The 19,434-nt window shown below is 71.7% G+C and carries 16 protein-coding genes; 6 read left to right on the top strand and 10 right to left on the bottom strand.

The genetic code is table 11. The features are described from left to right. Positions 1-2,046: S9 family peptidase (locus tag HCN51_RS53530; protein ID WP_168021501.1), on the bottom strand; the 2,046-nt coding region annotated here is incomplete at its 3' end. 33 nt (positions 2,047-2,079) lie between these two features. Between HCN51_RS53530 and mshB the strand changes: the two genes are divergently transcribed. From mshB to HCN51_RS53515, 3 genes are read left to right on the top strand one after another with little or no spacing between them, the layout of a single operon-like run. Further along, complete coding sequence (gene mshB / locus HCN51_RS53525) at positions 2,080-2,985, top strand: N-acetyl-1-D-myo-inositol-2-amino-2-deoxy-alpha-D-glucopyranoside deacetylase (protein WP_168021500.1); 906 nt, start codon at positions 2,080-2,082, stop codon at positions 2,983-2,985. Between the two features lie 11 nt (positions 2,986-2,996). Continuing rightward, on the top strand, positions 2,997-3,422 hold the full coding sequence (locus HCN51_RS53520) for a DUF6113 family protein (RefSeq protein WP_168021499.1): 426 nt from the start codon (positions 2,997-2,999) through the stop codon (positions 3,420-3,422). A 9-nt stretch (positions 3,423-3,431) separates the two neighbouring features. Then, positions 3,432-3,926: a flavin reductase family protein gene (locus HCN51_RS53515; protein ID WP_346434145.1), complete on the top strand. Its 495-nt coding sequence runs from the start codon at positions 3,432-3,434 to the stop codon at positions 3,924-3,926. Positions 3,927-3,976: 50 nt separating this feature from the next. On the opposite strand, the gene HCN51_RS53510 is transcribed toward HCN51_RS53515, so the two are convergent. Beyond that, positions 3,977-4,888 carry a hypothetical protein gene (locus HCN51_RS53510; RefSeq protein WP_168021498.1) on the bottom strand — a complete coding sequence of 304 codons (912 nt, stop codon included), beginning with the start codon at positions 4,886-4,888 and terminating at the stop codon, positions 3,977-3,979. A 75-nt stretch (positions 4,889-4,963) separates the two neighbouring features. Here HCN51_RS53510 and HCN51_RS53505 point away from each other — a divergent pair, with 75 nt between their 5' ends. Then, positions 4,964-5,383 (top strand): hypothetical protein, encoded by a 420-nt coding sequence (locus tag HCN51_RS53505; RefSeq protein WP_168021497.1) that lies wholly within the window; start codon positions 4,964-4,966, stop codon positions 5,381-5,383. A 37-nt stretch (positions 5,384-5,420) separates the two neighbouring features. Here the strand turns inward: HCN51_RS53505 and HCN51_RS53500 are convergent, their stop codons facing one another. From HCN51_RS53500 to HCN51_RS53465, 8 genes are all read right to left on the bottom strand, one after another. Next, entirely contained in the window at positions 5,421-7,907 is a 2,487-nt protein-coding gene (locus HCN51_RS53500) for a penicillin acylase family protein (protein WP_168021504.1), read from the bottom strand. A gap of 85 nt (positions 7,908-7,992) precedes the next feature. Next, complete coding sequence (cysS, locus tag HCN51_RS53495; RefSeq protein ID WP_168021496.1) at positions 7,993-9,357, bottom strand: cysteine--tRNA ligase; 1,365 nt, start codon at positions 9,355-9,357, stop codon at positions 7,993-7,995. A 20-nt stretch (positions 9,358-9,377) separates the two neighbouring features. Further along, a complete protein-coding gene (locus HCN51_RS53490; RefSeq protein WP_168021495.1) occupies positions 9,378-11,222 on the bottom strand; it encodes a sigma factor-like helix-turn-helix DNA-binding protein in 1,845 nt (614 codons plus the stop codon). A gap of 48 nt (positions 11,223-11,270) precedes the next feature. After that, positions 11,271-13,091, bottom strand: coding sequence for a UvrD-helicase domain-containing protein (locus HCN51_RS53485; RefSeq protein ID WP_168021494.1), 1,821 nt, complete (start codon positions 13,089-13,091; stop codon positions 11,271-11,273). Positions 13,092-13,096: 5 nt separating this feature from the next. Beyond that, positions 13,097-15,334: a hypothetical protein gene (locus tag HCN51_RS53480; RefSeq protein ID WP_168021493.1), complete on the bottom strand. Its 2,238-nt coding sequence runs from the start codon at positions 15,332-15,334 to the stop codon at positions 13,097-13,099. Between the two features lie 226 nt (positions 15,335-15,560). Continuing rightward, complete coding sequence (locus HCN51_RS53475; RefSeq protein ID WP_080045241.1) at positions 15,561-16,337, bottom strand: class I SAM-dependent methyltransferase; 777 nt, start codon at positions 16,335-16,337, stop codon at positions 15,561-15,563. Positions 16,338-16,439: 102 nt separating this feature from the next. Next, complete coding sequence (locus HCN51_RS53470; RefSeq protein ID WP_346434144.1) at positions 16,440-17,510, bottom strand: ABC transporter substrate-binding protein; 1,071 nt, start codon at positions 17,508-17,510, stop codon at positions 16,440-16,442. A gap of 11 nt (positions 17,511-17,521) precedes the next feature. After that, positions 17,522-17,758, bottom strand: coding sequence for a putative acetyltransferase (locus HCN51_RS53465; RefSeq protein WP_168021492.1), 237 nt, complete (start codon positions 17,756-17,758; stop codon positions 17,522-17,524). A gap of 106 nt (positions 17,759-17,864) precedes the next feature. Between HCN51_RS53465 and fdxA the strand changes: the two genes are divergently transcribed. Both fdxA and dapC read left to right on the top strand, forming a co-directional pair. Beyond that, positions 17,865-18,191, top strand: coding sequence for a ferredoxin (gene fdxA / locus HCN51_RS53460; protein ID WP_080047500.1), 327 nt, complete (start codon positions 17,865-17,867; stop codon positions 18,189-18,191). A 104-nt stretch (positions 18,192-18,295) separates the two neighbouring features. Next, positions 18,296-19,366: a succinyldiaminopimelate transaminase gene (gene dapC / locus HCN51_RS53455; RefSeq protein WP_168021491.1), complete on the top strand. Its 1,071-nt coding sequence runs from the start codon at positions 18,296-18,298 to the stop codon at positions 19,364-19,366. Positions 19,367-19,434: the final 68 nt, after the last annotated feature.

Below are 19,434 nucleotides of genomic sequence, written 5' to 3'. Positions count from 1 at the left end.
CAGGAAGTCGACCTGTAGCAGCAGCAGGTTCTCGGCCACGACCTCCTGCGGCGTCATGTGCGTCACCCCCGACAACGGCAGCACGCTGTGCTGCCGCCCGGCCGCCAGCAGGGCCGAGGACAGGCGGAGGGTGTGGGCGGCCACGACGTTGTCGTCGGCGAGGCCGTGGATGAGGAGCAGCGGGCGCTCCAGCTTGGCGGCGTCGGCGAACAGGGACGACTTCTCGTACACCTCCGGCTGCGCCTCGGGGTCGCCGAGGTAGCGTTCGGTGTAGCAGGTGTCGTACAGGCGCCAGTCGGTCACCGGCGCGCCGGCGACGGCGGCGTGGAACACGTCGGGGCGGCGCAGCACCGCGAGCGCCGCGAGGTAGCCGCCGAACGACCAGCCGCGGATGGCGACGCGGGTCAGGTCGAGGTCGTCGGGGTACTGCTCGGCCACCCCGTGCAGGGCGTCGATCTGGTCTTCCAGGGCGGGGGTGGCGAGGTCGCCGAGGACGGCGCGCTCCCACTCGGTGCCCCGGCCGGGGGTGCCGCGGCCGTCGGCGACGATGACGGCGAAGCCCTGCTCGGCGAACCACTGGCTCTCCAGGAAGGCGCCGCGCCGGTTGAGCACCCGCTGGGCGTGCGGCCCGCCGTACGGGTCCATCAGTACGGGCAGCTTGCCGGACCCCGGTTCGTACCAGGTGGGGAGCACCACGGCGGTGGCCAGCTCGCGGTGGCCGGAGCGGCCGAGCGAGACGCGCAGGTCGAGGCCGGGGCGCTCGGCGAACGACGGGATGGGCACGGCCATGCCGTCGCGGCGGACGACGGTGGTGGAGACGCCTTCGTCGTCGAGGCTCTGCTCGGTGAGCACGCCGACCCCGCCGGACATCCGGCCGGAGAACACCCCGGAGCGGGTGGAGACGGGCAGCAGCGAGTGGCCGTCCCAGGTCCACAGGTGGATCTCGGTGGGGTCGCCACTGGCGCTGAACAGCACGCTGTCGTGGTCGACGTCGAGCACGGCCCGCACCTGGAGCGTGGGCGGGGTGACCGCGCGGTCGCCGACGATCAGGCGGTGGCCGCCCTCGGAGCCGGCCACCCACACGAGGGAGCCGTCGTCGAGGTGCGCGGGCACGCCGCCGACGATGTCGACCCAGGCGGGGTCGGTGTCCTCGCGGACGAGGGAGGTGGCTCCGGTGGCCGGGTCGACGGAGAACAGCCGCATCGTCCGCTGGTCGCGGGTGAGCGTCACGATGGACAGCGCGTGGGAGTCCCAAGCCGCGGTGACGAGGTATTCCTCGTCGAACGGCACCGGCACGCGCGACCCGTCGAGCCCCAGCACGAACAGCTCGGTGAGGGCGTTGGGGGTGCCGGCGGCGGGGTAGCGCTGGGCGACGGGCGGGCGGCCGGGATTGGCGGGGTCGGCGATGTGCCACAGGTGCACGGGGGCGTCGTCGGCGCGCTCGACGAGGAGGGCGTCGCTGGAGGGCGCCCACCAGTAGCCGCGCATGCGGTCCATCTCCTCGGCGGCGATGAACTCGGCCAGCCCGTAGGTCACCGTCTCGGACTCCGGCCGCGCGAGCGCCCGGTCGTCGCCCCCGTCGAGGGCCTGCACGCGCAGGGCGCCGTCGCAGACGTAGGCGACATGTCGCCCGTCGGGGGACAGGCGGGGGTCGATGACCCGGCCCGGCGTGGAGAGCGCGCGCGTCTGGCCGCTCGCCAGCTCGACCACGTAGAGCCCGCCGGACAGCGCGAAGCACGCCTGCCGCACGGCCGCGTCGGTGGCGTAGGCGACCACGCCGCCCGCGGCCTCGCGGCTGCGCTCGCGCCTGGCGCGCTCCTCCGGCGGCAGGTCCTCCTCGTCGGCGTGGAGGGTGCGGGGATCGACCACCAGCCGCTCGACGTGGGTCTCGGTGTCGAGCTCCCACAGGCAGGTCACCGGATCGGTGCCCGACTTGGTGCGCAGGAACACCACCCGCCCGCCGTCGGGGGAGATCGTGAAGCCGCGGGGGACCCCCAGGGTGAACCGGCGGGTCCGGGCGGACAGGCGCGGGAAGCTCTCGCTCATGGCCTCAATCCTGCCATTGCTACGCTCGTGGACATGACTGATCGACGGCTCCTGCTCGTGCACGCACATCCGGACGACGAGTCGATCGGCACCGGCGCGACCATGGCGAAGTACGTCGCGGAGGGCGCGCACGTCACGCTGGTGACCTGCACGCTCGGCGAGGAGGGGGAGATCATCCCCGCGGATCTCGCGCACCTGGCCGCCGATCGGGACGACGCGCTGGGCCAGTACCGCGTGGGCGAGCTGGCCGCGGCCTGCCAGGCGCTGGGCGTGGAGGACCACCGTTTCCTGGGCGGGCCGGGCCGCTGGCGCGACTCCGGCATGATGGGCGTGGCCTCCAACGACCACCCGCGCGCGTTCTGGGGCGCCGACCTCGACGAGGCGGCGGGAGAGCTGGTCAAGGTCATCCGGGAGGTACGCCCGCAGGTCCTCGTCACCTACGACGCCAACGGCTTCTACGGCCACCCCGACCACATCCAGGCGCACCGGGTTTCGCGCAGGGCGTTCGAGCTGGCGGCGAAGCCGGGCTTCGGCGAGGGCGAGCCGTGGCAGATCGCGAAGTTCTACCACACGGCGGTCGCGCGGTCGGTGCTGCGGCGCGGCGCCGACGCGCTGCGCGAGGCCGACGTCGCGTTCCAGGCGGAGAACGTCGACGACATGCCGTTCGGCAGCCCCGACGAGGACATCACCACCGAGATCGACGCCCGCCCCTGGATCGGCAACAAGGTGGAGGCGCTGCGCGCGCACGCCACGCAGGTCACGGTGCGGCCCCCCTGGTACGCGCTGTCCAACAACATCGGCCAGGAGGTGCTGGGCGTCGAGCACTACACGCTGGCCATCGGCGTCCCCGGGGCGCCGGTGCCGGGCCCGCCGGTGGACGCGGGCGGCCTCGGTGAGCCGCACAACCGCGAGAACGATCTCTTCGCGGGCATCCACTAACCTCATTCGACATGGAACATCGCAGCCAGGCCGAGTCGGCGCTGGGCGGGGCGGCGTACGGCATGCTGTTCGTGCTCGGGGTCGTCATGGCCGTCGTGGGCGGGTTCACGCATCCCACGTGGCAGGTGGGCGTGATCCCGGTGGCCGCGATCGCCTGGGTGCTGGTGCTGTTCGGGGTGTGCCTGGGGGCGGGCAGGCTGATGCGGGCCAGGCTCGGCGCCATGGTGACGGCGCTCGGCTGGCTGCTGGTGACGATGCCGTTCACGCTGGAGCTGGGGATGGGGGACCTGGTGATCGCGTCCGGTCCTCCCGGGTACGTCTACCTGTACGGGGGGTTGCTGGCCCTCGTCGCGGCCTACCTGCTTTCGCCCTCCTCGGGAGGGGGATCGTGGCTTTTGCGGGGGTACCCCTCCGAAAAACCAGACGTAGAGGCATAAAGTAGCTAGGTGCATTTCATCGAGCGGCACGTGGATCCGGGTACGTACCGGAGAGTCATCGGCCGCTTCGCCACCGGAGTCGCGATCGTGACGACCAGGCTGGGCGACGTCGATCACGCGATGACGATCAACTCCTTCACCTCCGTCTCCCTCGACCCGCTGCTCGTGCTGTTCTGCGCGGAGAAGGTGGCGCGCTTCCACGACGCCGTGCTCGAAGCCGGCGTGTGGGGCGTGTCGGTCCTGCCGGCCTCCATGGAGGACGCCTCGCGCTTCTTCGCCCACCGGGGGCGGCCGCTGAACGGGCAGCTCGCCCGGTGGCCGCACCACCGGGGGGAGTCGGGGGTGGCGCTGTTCGACGGGGCCATCGCCACCGTGGAGTGCGCGACCACGGCGGTGCACGACGGCGGCGACCACTCGATCGTGGTGGGCGGGGTGACGGCGCTGGGCACGCCGTCGGAGGGGGCGCCGCTCCTCTACCACGACGGCCGCTACAAGTCGCTGTGAGCATGGGCCGGGCCAGGCACGTGGCCTGGCCCGGGTGAGAGGTCGCGGCCCTACTGGGCGGCGGGAGTGCTCGCCGACTCCGACGGCGTGGCCGTGGCGGTGTCGGTCGGAACGCTGGTGTCGGTCGGGGTCGGGGTCGGGGTCTCGTCAGTGGGCGGCTCCGCCGGAGTCTCGGACGGCGCCGGACAGGTCGGGATCTCCGAGGGAGTGTCCGTTGGAGTTTCCGTGGGAGACAAGGTGGGCGACACAGTGGGAGACACAGTGTCGGTGGGGGTCTCGGTGACGGTGGGCGTCGGAGTCGGGGTGGGCTCCACGGACGGGGTGAGGGTGCCCGTCGGCTCTCCCGACGGCGGAAGGGTGTCCGTCGGCTCGACGTACGGCTGACAGGTGAACGTCTCCGTGACCGTCGGCCCCGGCTCGGTGACGGTGACCGTGGGACCTGGTTCGGTCACCGTGACCGTCTCGCGGACCGTGACGGTCGGCAGCGGCGCCATGCTGACCCCGGCCTGCCCTTTCTTCTTGTACGTGCCCCGGCCGAGCCGGGTGGTGGCGTTCGCGTCGCCTCCGACGACCATGAGGTCGACGCTCGCGGTCTTGCACGTCCTCCTCTTGCACACGCGCTGGTCGACGTTGAAGAACGCCGCCCCTTCGTAGGTGACCGAGACGGCGAGGTAGGAAACGCCTCTTCTCTTGACCACCCGGGTCTCGGCGGTGTAGTCCCCGTCAGTAGGGGACGGTGTCGCCGTCGGGGTGGTGGTCTCGGTGGGGGAAGGCGACGTGGAGGGCGGCGTCGTGGAGGGCGGCGACGTCGAGGGGTCGCCGGCTAACGCTGCCTGCTGTGCGTGGAGAGGAGTGTCGGTGAATCGTAGGGAATCGGTCGCTGACGTCTGGGTGATCGCGACTCCGCCGGCTCCTGCCAGTGCGACGGTGCCGAGCAGCGCGCCCAGGATGGAGAATCTCATAATCCTGCTCTTGTGGGAGATTTCAGGACGGGGATCATTATTCCGACTTGTCAAGATTGGTCAAGACTGAGACGCATGAACAGGCGCTTCCGGTTCCGGCGGGCGGTGAATTACGTCAACCTCTCCACGCCCCTCGGCCTGCTGATCGCGATCGTGGGCGGCGCCTCCAAGGTGCCCGGCCCCGACGGCCTCATCCTGGCCTTCGGCTACCGTTACCGCTTCCCGATCGCGGGGGCGTTCACGGTCGGAAACGTGGTCCTGACCAGGAGAGACACCCTCGACGACCGGCTCGTCCTGCACGAGGGGCGGCACGCCACGCAGTGGGCCTGGTGCCTCGGCCTGCCGATGCTGCCGCTCTATCTGCTCGCCATGCTCGGCTCGGTGATCGTCTGCGGGCACCAGGCTTCGTACAACGTTTTCGAACGCCTGGCCGGTCTGGACGACGGCGGCTATCCGCACCAGCGGCTCTGGTGGCGGCGACGCGGGGGCTCTTGACGGCCTAAAAGCCCCCGAATATCGGACGTCCGTAAAGTCAGGGAGTCAGTTTCAGCGTGTGCACGGCGGCCTTCTTGACCGATTCCGGCTTCGTGTACATCGGCAGCAGGTCGCCCCGCGCCCACGTCGCGGCCTGGTCCCAGTAGTTGTCGTGGAAGGCGTGCCCGGAGGCTCCCGTGAGGTTGATCCACCGGGACTTGTCCAGGTCCGACAGGTCGACGACCATCCGCATCGACGGCACGGCCGTGACCGCGTAGCCGTTCTGGACGTTCCAGCCCGTGGCGTCCACCGCGTCCTTGCCGCCGCCGACCGGCAGCGGCCCCCGGTTGAACAATGCCTCCACCGGCGCGATCCCGGACGTGCCGAGCGAGCCGTTGACCAGTTCGAGCTGGTGCAGGTCGCCCCAGCGCCACGCCTTGACGTCGTCGCCGAGCCGCTCGGCGAGCTCCTGGTGGGCCGAGGCCATGGCCTGGCGGAGGATGTCGTCGCGCCGCTCCGTGACGTTCTTGGTCGTGACGTCGTCCCAGAACGGGTCGTCAGGGGTCTCCAGGAGGCGCCTGACGACCTCGTACCAGCGGTCGCCGCCCGTGGGGCGGGCCGCCTCCGGCAGGTCGTCGTCGAACGTCAGCGTGAGCAGGTGCCGCCAGACGGCGTTGAAGTACGCGGCGGGCGCCGAGCCGGCCGGCTGCGTGCCGTCCCACGACCTCAGCAGCTCCCTGGCCTGCACGGACGGGCCCGCCAGGTCCACCTCCATCAGGGCGGGGACGAGCGTCTGCGCGAAGCCGTTGGAGCTGTCGCGCTGGATCTCCTCCATGGTGGCGGCGTCGATCGGGCCCTTCCTGATGGCCTCCTTGATCAGGGTGCGGATGCGCTCGGAGCGGTAGCCGTAGGACCAGTCCTTGGTGAGCAGCGGTTTGTAGCGGTCGGGGGCGATGACGGCGTTGTTGGCGGTGACGATGAAGCCGTCGGCCGGGTCCTCGACCGAGGGGAGCTGGTCGTAGGGGATGGGGGCGGCGTTCCAGTCGTACTCGCCGGTCCAGCCGGGCACGGGCCAGGTGCCGTCGCCGTTCGCGCGCACGGGGATGCGGCCGGGGGCCTGGTAGCCGATCTTGCCGGTGGTGTCGGCGTAGATGAGGTTCTGGGCGGGGACGTCGAACAGGGACGCGGCGGCCTTGAACTCCTGCCAGTCGCCCGCCTTGTTCAGCGCGAAGATCGCGTCGACCGTCCTGCCGGGCGTCAGCGCCGTCCACTGCAGCGCCACCGCGTTGGCCTCGCCGCTGGGCCGGGCGCTGGGGATGACCTCGTTGATCAGGGGGCCGTGCCGGGTGCTCCTGACGGTGATCGTGACGGTCTTGCCGCCGGCCACCTTGATCTTCTCCTGCCGGGTCTCCAGCGGCAGCCGGGAGCCCTTGTAGAGGTAGGTGTCGCCGTCGACCTGCTCAAGGAAGAGGTCGGCCACGTCGGGGCCGAGGTTGGTGAAGCCCCACGCGATCTTGCCGGTCTGCCCGATGATCACGCCGGGCACGCCGGAGAAGGTGAACCCGGTCACGTCGTACGGGCACGTCTCGGTGATCTTGCGGCAGTGCAGCCCCGCCTGGTACCAGACGGACGGGAGCTGCGCCGACAGGTGCGGGTCGTTGGCCAGGAGCGGTTTGCCGCTGGTGGTGTACTCGCCGGAGATCACCCATGAGTTCGACCCGAGTCCGGCGCGGTCGGCGGTGCCCAGCGCGTTGGGCACGTCCGCCAGCGTGCCGGCGGCGTCGCGCAGCGCGCGGTTGCCGCGCAGGCGCGGCTCGGCGCGCTGGTCGAAGCGGCCCTGCGCGAGGGCGCCCTCGTTGACGATCGGGAGGTGCCGGTCGAAGGGGTAGCCGGGGTAGAGCTGCTCGACCCGCTCCTTGGGCAGCCTGGTCAGCGCCAGGGCGCGGTCGATCTCGTCCTCGACGTTGGAGCGCAGGTCCCACGCCATGGCCTTGAGCCAGGCCACGGAGTCGACCGGCGTCCACTTCTCGGGCGTGCCGCCGCCGCCCTGGAGCTTGAGGATGGAGTACTCGAGGCTGCGGTCGGAGGCGTTGGGGTTGGCGGTGAGCCAGGCGTTGACCCCCTTGGAGTACGCGTCGAGGTAGCCCTGGGTCTCCTCGGCCAGGTCCGGCAGCTCCCGCTCGGCCACCCTGCGCCAGCCCATGGTGCGCAGGGCCTTGTCGTTGTCGAGCGTGGAGGCGCCGAACAGCTCCGACAGGCGCCCAGCGGTCAGGTGGCGGCGGAAGTCCATCTCGAAGAAGCGGTCTTGGGCGTGGACGAAGCCCTGGGCCATGAACAGGTCCGCCGCAGAATCAGCATAAATGTGGGGGATTCCCGATTTATCCCGATAAATCTCGACGTTACCCGTCAGGCCCGGGAGCCGCAGCGTCCCGTCCACCTGCGGGAACGACTTCCGCACGGTGTAGACGACAACCCCCGCCAGCACCAGGGCCAATGCGAGAACAACGGTCAACACCCGGGCCGACCACCGCAACGGCCACGGCATCCACGCGTAGGGTCGCACCGCCACCTCCTTCATGCCGAACTGGCATCAAGTCTGGCAGTTCGTGATCACTCCTCCGGACGCCCGCTCAGGCCCACGTCTGCCCCTCCGGCGTGTCGGACACCCGCACCCCCAGCTCGGCCAGCTCGTCGCGCAGCCGGTCGGAGGCGGCGTAGTCCTTCGCCGCGCGCGCCCGCTCCCGCGCCTCCAGCAGTTCGGCGGCACCCGGCGGCAGCACCTTGGGCCGGCCGATGTCGATCGACAGGTCGAGCCCCAGCACCTGGTCGAGATGGAGGAACGTCTCGAACTTCGCCCCCGGCGCCACCGACTCGTCGCGCTCCAGCTCCCGCAGCACCCGCAGCGCCGCCGGGGTGTCGAGGTCGTCGTCGAAGGCCGCCTCGGCGCGGTCGACGTGCTCCTGCGACAGGGGCGCGCTGACCGACTCGGCCCACTCGGCCACCCGGGAGCGCCACCTGCGCACCGTGCGGTCGGCGGCCTTCAGTGTGTCCCACGTCAGGTTCATCTGCTGGCGGTAGCGGTGCTCCAGGAACGCCATCCGCACGGCCAGCGGGTCGAGCCCGGCCGCCACGACGTCGGACAGCAGCACCACGTTGCCGGTGGACTTGGCCATCTTCTGGCCGTCGAAGAGCAGGTGCTCGCCGTGCACCCAGTGGTCCACCACCTCGTGGCCGGTGGCCGCGTTCGACTGCGCCCGCTCGTCTTCATGGTGCGGGAAGCGCAGGTCGATGCCGGCCGTGTGGATCTCGAAGCGCGAGCCGAGATAGCGCAGCGACATGGCCGAGCACTCCACGTGCCAGCCGGGGAAGCCGCGCCCCCACGGCGCCTCCCAGGTCAGCTCGCCCTCGCCGGGCTTCCACAGCGCCCAGTCGGCGTGGAAGCGCTTGCGCGCATCGACCGCGTCGATGCGGTGGGCGGGCTTGAGCGCGTCGAGCCGGTTGCCGGAGATCTCCCCGTAGGAGGGGAACGTGCGCACGTCGAAGAACACCGACCCGTCGGGCACGGTGTAGGCGTGGCCCTGCTCGACCAGCTTGGCGATCAGCTCGATCATCAGGTCGACGGTCTCGCTGGCCCTGGGCATGTGCTCGGGCGGCCGGAGGTTGAGCGCGGCCGTGTCGGCCCTGAACGCCTCCTCGTAGTGGCGCGCCAGCTCCAGCGGCGAGCGCCCCTCGGCCCGCGCCCGCAGCAGGACCTTGTCCTCGCCCGCGTCGGCGTCGTCGGTGAGATGGCCGACGTCGGTGATGTTCTGGCAGGCCACGACCCGCACCCGCCGCCGCTCCAGGACCCGTCTGATCAGGTCGGACAGCAGGTACGTGCGCAGGTTGCCCACGTGCGCGTGGCGATAGACCGTGGGGCCGCACGTGTACATCCGCAGCGCGCGCCCGGCGGCGATCTCCTCGACCTGCCTGGCGCGCGTGTCGTAGATCCGCAACATCTGCCGAGCTTAGCCCGGCGTCATCCGCCCAGGAAACCGAGAATGTCGCGGTCGCCGCGCTCGCGCAGCCTGGCCAGGATCTCCTCGCGCGTCGCCGTGTCGGGCAGCCCGATCCTGGCCCCGATCAGCCGCAGCCCCTCCATCTCGGAGCTGACGGGCGCGGTGTAGCCGAACAGGTAGAGTGCCCGGTTGATCGGCGGCATGTTGACCGGCGCGGCCGGCAGGTAGCGGGTCAGCAGCTCGCCGCCGTCGGACACGGTCAGGAAGACGTGGTCGCCCTCCTGAGCCTTGTACTCGGCGAGGACGTTGCGGATAGAGCCCATCGTGGGCTGGTTGTGCCAGCTGATCACCACGTCGCCGGACGGCGCGGACGCCGTGAGCTGCCCGCCCGGCGCCATCCCCAGGTACGCCGCGAACCCTGTGGGCAGCGGCGACCCGGAGCCGCGCAGGTGCTCGGCGTTGACGTCCACGCGGTGCCACCAGCGGCCGTCGCGGGAGCGGAAGCTGCGCCGCGTCTCGGAGACGTCCTTGCGCGGCTGGTACGGCTCCGCCTCGCCCCCGGGCGCGGTGCCGGCCACCCTGATCCAGCCCCGCTGCGTGCGCTCGAACCCGGGCCCGCCCGAGTAGGCGCGCACCGAGCTCTCGCTCACGTCGTAGCGGGAGGTCAGGTTGGCCACGATCGTGCTCACCGACGCCTCGCCGCCGGCCCGCTCGATCTCCCTGGCGATCATCTCCCTGATCCCCAGGTACTCGTCGCCGCCCCACCTGGTCAGCCCGTACTTGTTGCGGTCGACCCGGCGGAAGCGCTCGTCGGCGGTGAGCTGGTTGCGGATGCCGACCAGGCTGTAGTCCTCGCCGATGCGCTCCTGGATCTCCTCGGGCGACAGGGGCGCGCCCGCCACCGCGAGCACCGCCTCGGCCTTCTCGTTGATGCTGCGCGGCCACGGCACCACGTGCTGGCCCAGCACACGGAGTTGCGGCACGGCCAGGATCCACCGCTCGGCGACGTCCTCGCGCACGCCGAGCTGCGCCACCATGGACACGGCCTCGCCGAGCGGGTGCGGCCCGTCGGCGAAGAGCTGGCGCGTCTTCTCCCTCAGCTCGTCGGCCCCGCCCGCCACGAGCCAGCCGTCGGCCTGCTCGTAGCCCGTCAGCAGCGTCCGCACGAACCGCCACGCGGGGATGCCCAGCGTGCGCAGCTCGGTGCGGTGCCACGGAACGGTGGCCTGGAGGTCGTCGGCCGGGGCCGCGGAGCCCAGCCGGCCGCGCAGCCAGGCGACGTGCGCCACCAGGGCGGCGGCCTCCGGCCTGCTCAGCCAGGACTCCACGTGGTCGCGCAGGTCGCGCTCGATCTGCCTGATCCGCTCCCGCGTCACCGAGAACCGCTGCGCCAGCTCGTCGAGCGTGGCGCGCTGCGTGGCGTACAGGCGGTCGCGGGCGATGGCGCGCTGCCGGTCGTCCAGCGCGCCGAACAGCTCGTCGATCAGCTCGGGCAGCGGCCGGTCGGGCCTGGCCGGCGCGGGCACCGCCTCAGGGGCGGGCTCGAGCAGCCGCTCGAACACGCCGCTGAACAGTTTCTGCACCACGTCCTTGCCCAGCGTCTCCGGGGTCCGCTCGGCCTCGGCGGGGTCGGAGAAGCGCAGCAGCGGCAGGATGTCGCCGAGCATGAGATGCCCCCAGAAGGCCACCGCCAGGTCGGCCAGGTGGCCGGCGACGGTCGGCGCGCCGACGATGGCGCACACGCGGTCGAGGGGGATCGCCTGCCACCAGGCCTCGGGCAGCTGGGGCTCCTCCACGATCGGCGCTATCAGACCAGGGGAGGTCCAGCGCAGGGGTGGCGCGAGGTCGCTCAGGCTGAGGTTCATTGAGGTCCAACCGGCAAAGGGAAGATATCCGCAGTTCAGACTATGTGATCAGAGGGGTAGAAACGGGCTGCCTCTTCCGGAATGGGAGATATAGAGCATCGAACGCGCCCGGGTGCAGGCGACGAACAGTATGCTCCGTTCGCGTTGCAGCGCACGAGCCCGCGCGTACGGCTCGTCCGGCGGCGGCTCGGGCACCACGCCCTCCGCCACCCCGATCAGCGCCACCCGCTCGAACTCCAGGCCCTTCATGTGCTGGAACGTCGACGCCCGCACGTCCAGGCCGCGCAGCGCCCGCTTGGCGTCGCGGACCAGCCGCTGGTTGCGGGCCCCCACGGCGATCTCCCGCGCCGGCACGCCGTCGGCGAGCCAGGCGTCGATCGTGCCGCGCAGCCCCGCCAGCTCCGCCTCAGGCGTGTCGTACGCCCTGACCACCGGCCGCTCGCCGTGACGGGTCGCGCTGAAGGCCGACAAGTCGGTCACCCCCTTGACCAGGCCCGGCGAGGGGCCGCCGCCGCGCAGCCGTACCGTGAAGGACAGCAGCTCCTGCGGCAGCCGGTGGGAGCGGTCGAGCGCGTGCTGCGCGGCGGGGATGCCCACCGCGCCGAGCGCCACCTTCGTGTCGGTGACCCGCTGGTGCGGGTCGCCCACGATGAACAGGTCGTCGCGCGCCCGCGGCACGGCCGCCCTCAGCAGCCGCCACTGCGCCGGGCTGACGTCCTGTGCCTCGTCCACAACCATGTGACGGTACGGCTTGCGCCCCGGATCCACATCGTCGAGCAGATCACCTGTCGTGATCGACAGCAACCTGAGAGCGTCGTCCGTGAGCTGAGCCAGCGAGCGCGCCCCCCGGCCCACCAGCGCGGGACGGTGGCCCTCCGCGGCCGCCACGATGCGCACCGCCAGGCGCTCGGCGTTGTCCACCTCGACCCGCTTGCGCACGACCTCGTCCTCGATCAGCACGTCCAGCTTCGCCGACAGCTCCTCCACCAGGCTCTGCGAGAACGTGACCAGCAGCACCGGCCCCGACCCGCGCGCCGCCAGATGGGCCGCCCGGTGCAGCGCGACCACGGTCTTGCCGGTGCCCGCGCCGCCCACGACCAGCACCGGATGCTCGTAGCCGGCCGCCCTGGCCAGCCGGTGCTGCGGCGGGTACAGGAACGTGCACCACGCCGGCGCCTCCAGCACCCGGTCCAGCGTCACCTTGTCCGAGACGAACACCGCCCGGTCCGGGCTGCGCAGCAGCGCCGCGTACAGGTCCTCCGTGTCGATCGGGCCCTCGTCCCGGTCCACGGCGCGCCAGGCGTTCAGCTCCCGCCACGCCTCCGACAGCGTGCCACCCCTGGCCAGCACCGCCAGCGGGACGTACTGGGTGGGCGGCAGCAGCGGCTCCAGCGCGGCCACGTCCGCCTCCGTCGTGATCAGGCGGAACAGCGGCAGCGCGTGCCCGTCGAGGCCGAGCCCCAGCAGATCCCCGTCGCAGATCGGCGCGAACAGCCGCCCTGATCTGGCCGAACGCCGTAACGCCGGCTCCACCCGCGCCAGCGCCTCATCGTCCCACTCCTCGACGACGCCGATCGCCGGGTTCACGCCATAGCGGTGGCGGCGGGCGAACGCCCACGCCTCCGGGTCCGGCAGCAGCGTGCGCAGCCAGTACACGTCCCGCTGCCGCACCACCACCCCGCGATGGCCCTCGGCCAGCCGCAGCGTCGCGACCCGCGGATCCCTGGCGCCCCGCACCCGCTCCGGATGCGGCGCGCCCGACACGTTCAGCAGGAACCGGCGCAGCGCGACCACGGCGTCCCTGCGCACCGGCTGGGCCAGTGCGCTGAGCTCCCTGGGAAACTCAGGGCCGATCGCGAGCCGCGGCACCCGGCTCAGTCCAGGAGCTCTAGCAGGTCGCGATCCCCGCGTTCACGGAGCCTGTCGAGCAGGTCGGGCAGGACGACCGGGCCCGCCATGCCGATCCTCGTGGCGATCACCCTCGCCGCCTGGTCCCTGGTGCCGCCCGGAGCCGTGTACCCCACCAGGCGCAGCGCCTTGGTGATCTTCTCGGCGCCCTGGGCGGCGACCGGGAGGTGCCTGGCCCGCAGGACCCCCTCGTCCGACAGCGTCAGGAACAGGTGGCCGCCCTCCCGGGCGCCCACGTCCACCAGCAGCCGCTCGATGCTCAGCAGCGTCGGCCGGCCGTGCCACGTCATCGTCAGCTCGCCCGCGGCGCTGCGCACCGTCCTGCTCTCGCCCGGCGACAGCCCCAGGTACGACGCGAACCCCGTCGGCAGCACGCACTCACCGCCCGCGAGCTGCTCCGCCGTCACGTCGATGCGCAACCACCAGCGGCCGTCCGGCTGCCTGAAGCAGCGCTGCGTCTGAGAGACGTCCTTCAACGGCTGGTACGGCTGCTCCGGCTCGCCCACCGGCGGCGGCTGCTGGAACGGCTGCTCCTGCTCGCCGTTCACCTCCTGCACCGGCGGCACCACCGGCGTGAACGCCTGGAACTGCGGCGGCCCAGGAGGCGGGGACGGCGTCAGCCCCACCGGGCCGAACGCCGACGGCACCAGCTCCACCGGCGGCTGCGGCTGCTGCTGGTACGGCTTGCGCTGCGGCAGCGGCGGCGGCGGGAGCTCCTGCTGCACCGGCACCGGCACCGGCGGCGGCGGGGGCGGGGGAGGCGGCGGCGGGGCCAGCGTCGTCAGCACGAACTGCCACGCCGGGACCTCCAGCGCCTGGATCTCCACCTTGTGCCAGTCGGCCGCGTCGATCACCTGCTCCTTGGGAGCGCCCGGGCCCAGCGTCCGGACCAGCTCCTCCAGGTGCGCCCGGTACGGGGTCGCCTCGTCGCTGGCCAGCCAGCGGTCCAGGCGGTCGCGCAGCTCGCCCTCCGTGGCGATGATCTCGGCAGGGGGGACGGCGAACAGCTTGGCCAGCTGGTCCACGGCCGACGGCTCGTCCGTGAACACCCGGTTCTGGGCCACGGCCCAGCTCTTGTCGTCGAGCCCGGCGAACGCGGCCTCGATGAGGTCTGGCAGCGAACGCTCCCGCTCTTCCGGCTCCTGCTCGTACGCGGCCTGGGCGGCCTCGGCCTCCTCGGCCGCCGGCTCGGGGGCGGGCTCGTCGGCGGCGTCCAGGACCGGCTCGGGCTCCGGCTCGGCCGCCTCGTCGGCCACCGGCTCCGCGTCGGCGTCCAGGACCCGCTCGGCCTCCTCCGGCTCCTCCTCGTCAAGAGTGGCGCTCTCCTGGTGCAGGACGGCCTCGTCCCGCTCGGCGTCCTCGTGCGGCGCGTCCTCGTGCGGCGCGTCCTCGTGCGGCGCGTCCTCGTGCGGCTGGGCCTCGTGCGGCGGCTCGTAGGGCTCGCGGTAGTCCGCGTCGAGCGCGTCACCGGCGTAGGCGGCCTGGGCGGCGCCCTCGGCACGGTGCTCCGCGACGGGCTCGACCGGCTCGGCGATCTCGGCGGCGTGCTCAGCTTCGTCGCCGGCCTCGTTTGCGGCCTCGCCGGCCGGCTCGTGGGCGTGCTCGGCCGGCACGAAGTCGTGGTCGGCACGGGCGGCCGGCTCGGGAGCGTGCTCGGCCTCGAACTCGGGGCCGGTCTCAGGGTCGGCTTCGGCGGGTTCCGGAGCGGCGTGGCGCTCCTCGGCGGCCTCCTGGGCGGCCTCGGACTCCCCGGCGGGCTCCTCGGCGCCCTCAGCGCCGTGCTGCGCGGCGACGGGCGCCGGAAGCTCCTCTTCGCCCGCCCCCACGCGTTCCGGCGCGGCAGCGGCCGGCTCAGCCTCGCCGGCGGCGTACAGGGGGGCGGCGGGCGCGGGTGCGGAGGCGGGGTCGCCGTGGGGGTGCGCCAGGCGTACCAGGACGGCGGAGAACAGCGTGTTCAGCACCGGCCGCGCCTGGATGAAGGGCTGGTCCACCAGCTCCCGGCTGGTCAGGGCGAGCAGCCCGGCCCACGACCCGGCGCGGTCGAGCGCGATCGCGACGGCGGGCTCGTCGGCCTCCTCCGGGTCGAGGACGTGCAGCGCCGGCAGGACGTCGCCGACCGCCGCCGCGGGCCAGTGCTCGAGGGCGATCTCCGTCAGCAGCTCGCCCAGGGACTCGGGGCCGATCGCCGCGAGGACGCGCGGCATGGGCAAACTGCGCCACCACGCATCCGGCAGGTCCGGCTGCCCGGTGAGTAGCGTGATCGTCGACGAGTCGCTCCACCTCAACGGTGGTACGAGGTCGCTCAGGCAGAAGTTCATCCCGTTCCGTTCACCAGCCCCTCACGCCGCCGCAGCGGTGCAGCCATAATCTCGCCGCCCACGGAACAGACCATAGTCCGGCAAATCAGCCCTACGCATCATGCTCGACGCATCAACGCCGAACAGCGGCAAAGCGTAGACGCACGTAGTCGGCCATCCAGCCACTCTCCCTGCGAAGTGCGGGCGCGGCCAGTTCGTTCACGCGCCCGAGCAGGGGCTCCACGATCTCGGGGGGAAGCCCTTCGAGCACCGAGGAGGCGAACATGCGCACCCAGTCGGCGGCCCCGCCGGGGCACTCGTCCAGGGGAGTGGGCCGGTCGAAGTACTCCAGCAGCCTGACCACGAACCCCTCCTGCTCGAGACGGCGGGCGTACTCGGCAGGCGTGGGAAAGTACCACGGAAGGTCGGGTTCGCGCAGGCCGTACTCACGCCAGGCGGTCAGCATCGCGGTGGTCAGCTCGGCGCAGTTGCCGGCCCCGCCCATTTCGGCGACGAAGCGCCCGCCGGGCTTGAGCGCCTCGCGGACGCTGGCGATCACGGCGACGGGGTCGCGGCTCATCCAGTGCAGCGCCGCGTTGGAGAAGACCGCGTCGTACGGGTCCACGACGGTGAAGTCGTGCCCGTCGCCGATGATGAAGTTCATGCCCGGGTACTGGGCGAGCGCCTTCTCGATCATGGCGGCGGAGCCGTCGATGCCGAGGACGTCGGCGCCTCTGAAGGCGATCTGCGCGGTCAGCACCCCGGTGCCGCAGCCGAGGTCGAGCACGCGCTCGCCGGGCCGCGGGTCCAGCAGGTCGACCAGTGGCGCGCCCTGCGTCGAGACGTAGCCGAAGCTGCTGTCGTAGGCGCGACTGTTCCACCGCTCCAAGCTCGGTGTGTCGTATCGCAAGACGATCAGCTCACATTCGATCAGACATCGGGCCCCCGTGGCCGTGCTGTCTGCTCACTTTAGAGCCTGATCGTCCCTACGACATATCAAGTCACTTCGGACTCATCCCACGCTCTTCGCCCATTCCTTCTTGATGTACGCCTTCGCGGCGTCGGCCTGGGGGATCGTCATGAGCACGGGCGGCCCGGGGGCCTTGGGCAGTTTGGCGGCCTGCTCGGCGTCGAGCGTGCCTTTCATGAGCATCGCCTCGCCGCGCGCGGGGCGGGCGAAGCCCTTCTGGAGGAGGTTCTGGCCCTCGTCGGAGAACAGGAACTCCTGCCAGAGCCGGGCGGCGGCGGGGTGCGGGGCCGCCTTGCTGACGGCCTGCACGTGGTAGCCGCCGAGCGCGGAGTCGCGCGGGATGGTGACCTTCCACGCCTCGGGGTGGTGGGCGCCGCGGGCGGCGTTCAGGTGGTCCCAGGCGACGATCACGTTGGCCTTGGCCGGGTCGGTGAGCCGGCCTTCCTGCTTGAGCTTGGCGAACAGGGCCACTCCCTGGTCGGGCTTGGGCACGCCGGCGCGCAGCGAGGCCGCCATGACGCCGTCGAACGCGGCGGCCGAGCGCAGGGGGTCGCCGTCGAGCGCCACCCGGTAGCCGGGCTTGAGCAGGTCGGCGAAGGTGGCGGGCGGCTTGACGGCGCGCGGGTCGTACCCGATGGACATGTAGCCGCCGTAGGCGGCGTACCAGGCGCCGGCGGGGTCCTTGACGTGGTCGGGCAGGTCCTGCCAGCCCTGCACCTTGTACGGGGCGAAGCGGTCGGCCCGGGAGACGGCGACGTCCATGGTGAGGTCGAACACGTCGGGCCTGAGCTTCGGGGCGATGTCCAGCTCCCGCGCGCTGCTGGCCCCGGGTTCGAGCTGGTTGACCTTGATGTCGTACTTGTCGGCGAAGGTGTCGATGACCTCGCCGAAGTTGACCCAGTCACGGGGCAGGCCGATCACGTTCAGCTCGCCCTCGCGCCGGGCGGTCTCGGCCAGGCGCTCCATGGTGCCGAAGCCGGCCTTCATCGAGGTGGCCTGGGCGTTGACGGGCGGCAGGTTCTTGGTCTCGGTGGTGCTGGAGTCGGTGGACGACGCGCCGCATCCGGCGCTGGCGAGGATGGCTGCTGCGGCGGCGCAGGTACGTACAGTCACACAACGAATACTTACTGTTGCATTCGCCCAGGTCGAGGAGGCGCGGCCGGAACCACCTTGGCCGCCACGAGGCTCTCTTCGGGGATCGTCACCACGGTGCCGTCCTTCTTGCGAACTTCGAGCATTCCGTCCGCCCACGACACGAGGATTCCCACGGCGTCCCGGAACCCGCCGGGAACCCTTCTCCGGGTGGTGATCCGTGCACCGATGTCCTGGCTTGTAACGGCGATCACGAGGCGTGCGACCACGAGTTTGCCACCCTCCGTTTCGGCCAGCCAGCAAGCACGGCAATACTAGGGCGTAGCAAACCGCGGTCAGAGTCATGCCATGGTGCTGGAGAAGAAGGAGCTCGAGGTGACCTACGTCATCGCGCAGCCTTGCGTGGACGTCCTGGACAAGGCGTGCATCGAGGAGTGCCCCGTCGATTGCATCTACGAGGGCGAGCGCATGCTTTACATTCACCCCGACGAGTGCGTGGACTGCGGCGCGTGCGAGCCTGTGTGCCCCGTCGAGGCGATTTTCTACGAGGACGACCTTCCCGAGCAGTGGAAGGACTTCTACAAGGCGAACGTGGACTTCTTCGAGGACCTCGGCTCGCCCGGCGGGGCCTCCAAGGTCGGCAAGATCGACAAGGACCACCCGGTCGTGGCGGCGCTGCCGCCGCAGGGCGAGGACCACTAAGGCAGTCCCGATCGACGCCGTGCACGGGGGCATCCGGCGGATGCGCCCCGTCCGCACGGTCGCGCCCGCGCCCCTCGTACGGCGACGCAACACCCTGGAGAATCGTGAACAAGCTGCCTGACTTCCCCTGGGATCGGCTGGAGCCGTACAAGGAGCGCGCGCTGGCACATCCCGACGGCATCGTCGATCTGTCGATCGGCACGCCCGTCGACCCCGTGCCCAGGATCGTCCAGGACGCGCTGGCCCAGGCGGCCGACAGCCCCGGCTATCCCTTCACCCACGGCACCAAGGCGCTGCGCGAGGCCGCCGCCGGGTGGCTGCGCCGCCGGCACGGCGTCACGGTCGAGCAGCAGGACGTCCTGCCGCTGATCGGCTCCAAGGAGTTCGTGGCCTGGCTGCCGACTTACCTGGGCGCGAAGCGGGTGGTCTTCCCCGAGCTGGCCTACCCGACGTACGACGTGGGCGCCCGGCTGGCGGGGGCGGTCGGCACCGCCTCCGACAGCACGCTCGCGCTCGGCCCCGAGCCGGTCGACCTCGTCTGGGTCAACTCTCCGGGCAACCCGACGGGCCGCGTGCTGCCCGCCGAGCACCTGCGCAAGGTCGTGGCCTGGGCCCGCGAGCGCGGCGCGGTCGTGGCCTCCGACGAGTGCTACATCGAGCTCGGCTGGGAGGAGCAGCCGATCTCGATCCTGCACCCCGACGTCTGCGGCGGCTCCCACGAGGGGCTGCTCGCCGTGCACTCGCTGTCCAAGCGCTCCAACCTGGCCGGCTACCGCGCCGGGTTCGTGACCGGCGACCCCGTCCTCGTCAAGCGGCTGCTGGAGACGCGCAAGCACGCGGGCATGCTGATGCCGCAGCCGGTGCAGGCGGCCATGACGGCGGCGCTGTCCGACGACGAGCACGCCGACCGGCAGCGCGAGGTGTACGCCGCCCGCCGCGCCCTGCTGCGCCCGGCGCTGGAGAAGGCCGGCTGGAGCATCGACCACTCGACGGCGGGCCTGTACTTCTGGGCGTCCAACGGCGAGAACGCCTGGGACCAAGTGGGCAAGCTCTCCGAAATCGGCATTTTGGTCGCGCCGGGCGAGTTCTACGGATCGGCAGGTGGACGCCACATCCGCATCGCCGTCACCGCCACGGACGAACGGATCGGTGCGGCGGTGCGCCGCCTCCAGTAGGATCGCCCGTCATAACGGGCCGGATCCCGATCCGTCCGCGTATCCGGGAATAAGCGTATACATCAATA

The sequence above is a fragment of the Nonomuraea composti genome (assembly GCF_012034275.1).
GTDB lineage: Bacteria > Actinomycetota > Actinomycetes > Streptosporangiales > Streptosporangiaceae > Nonomuraea > Nonomuraea composti.
Note: the sequence above shows the minus strand (reverse complement) of the source record. Positions and strands in the feature narration are given on the sequence as shown.

What these genes read in the sequence shown, in the direction of transcription:
- mshB (WP_168021500.1), top strand. Translation starts at nt 2,080, where the DNA reads ATGACTGATCGACGGCTCCTGCTCGTGCACGCACATCCGGACGACGAG.
- HCN51_RS53520 (WP_168021499.1), top strand. Translation starts at nt 2,997, where the DNA reads ATGGAACATCGCAGCCAGGCCGAGTCGGCGCTGGGCGGGGCGGCGTAC.
- HCN51_RS53510 (WP_168021498.1), bottom strand. Translation starts at nt 4,888, where the DNA reads ATGAGATTCTCCATCCTGGGCGCGCTGCTCGGCACCGTCGCACTGGCA.
- HCN51_RS53505 (WP_168021497.1), top strand. Translation starts at nt 4,964, where the DNA reads ATGAACAGGCGCTTCCGGTTCCGGCGGGCGGTGAATTACGTCAACCTC.
- HCN51_RS53500 (WP_168021504.1), bottom strand. Translation starts at nt 7,907, where the DNA reads ATGCCGTGGCCGTTGCGGTGGTCGGCCCGGGTGTTGACCGTTGTTCTC.
- cysS (WP_168021496.1), bottom strand. Translation starts at nt 9,357, where the DNA reads ATGTTGCGGATCTACGACACGCGCGCCAGGCAGGTCGAGGAGATCGCC.
- HCN51_RS53490 (WP_168021495.1), bottom strand. Translation starts at nt 11,222, where the DNA reads ATGAACCTCAGCCTGAGCGACCTCGCGCCACCCCTGCGCTGGACCTCC.
- HCN51_RS53480 (WP_168021493.1), bottom strand. Translation starts at nt 15,334, where the DNA reads ATGCCGCGCGTCCTCGCGGCGATCGGCCCCGAGTCCCTGGGCGAGCTG.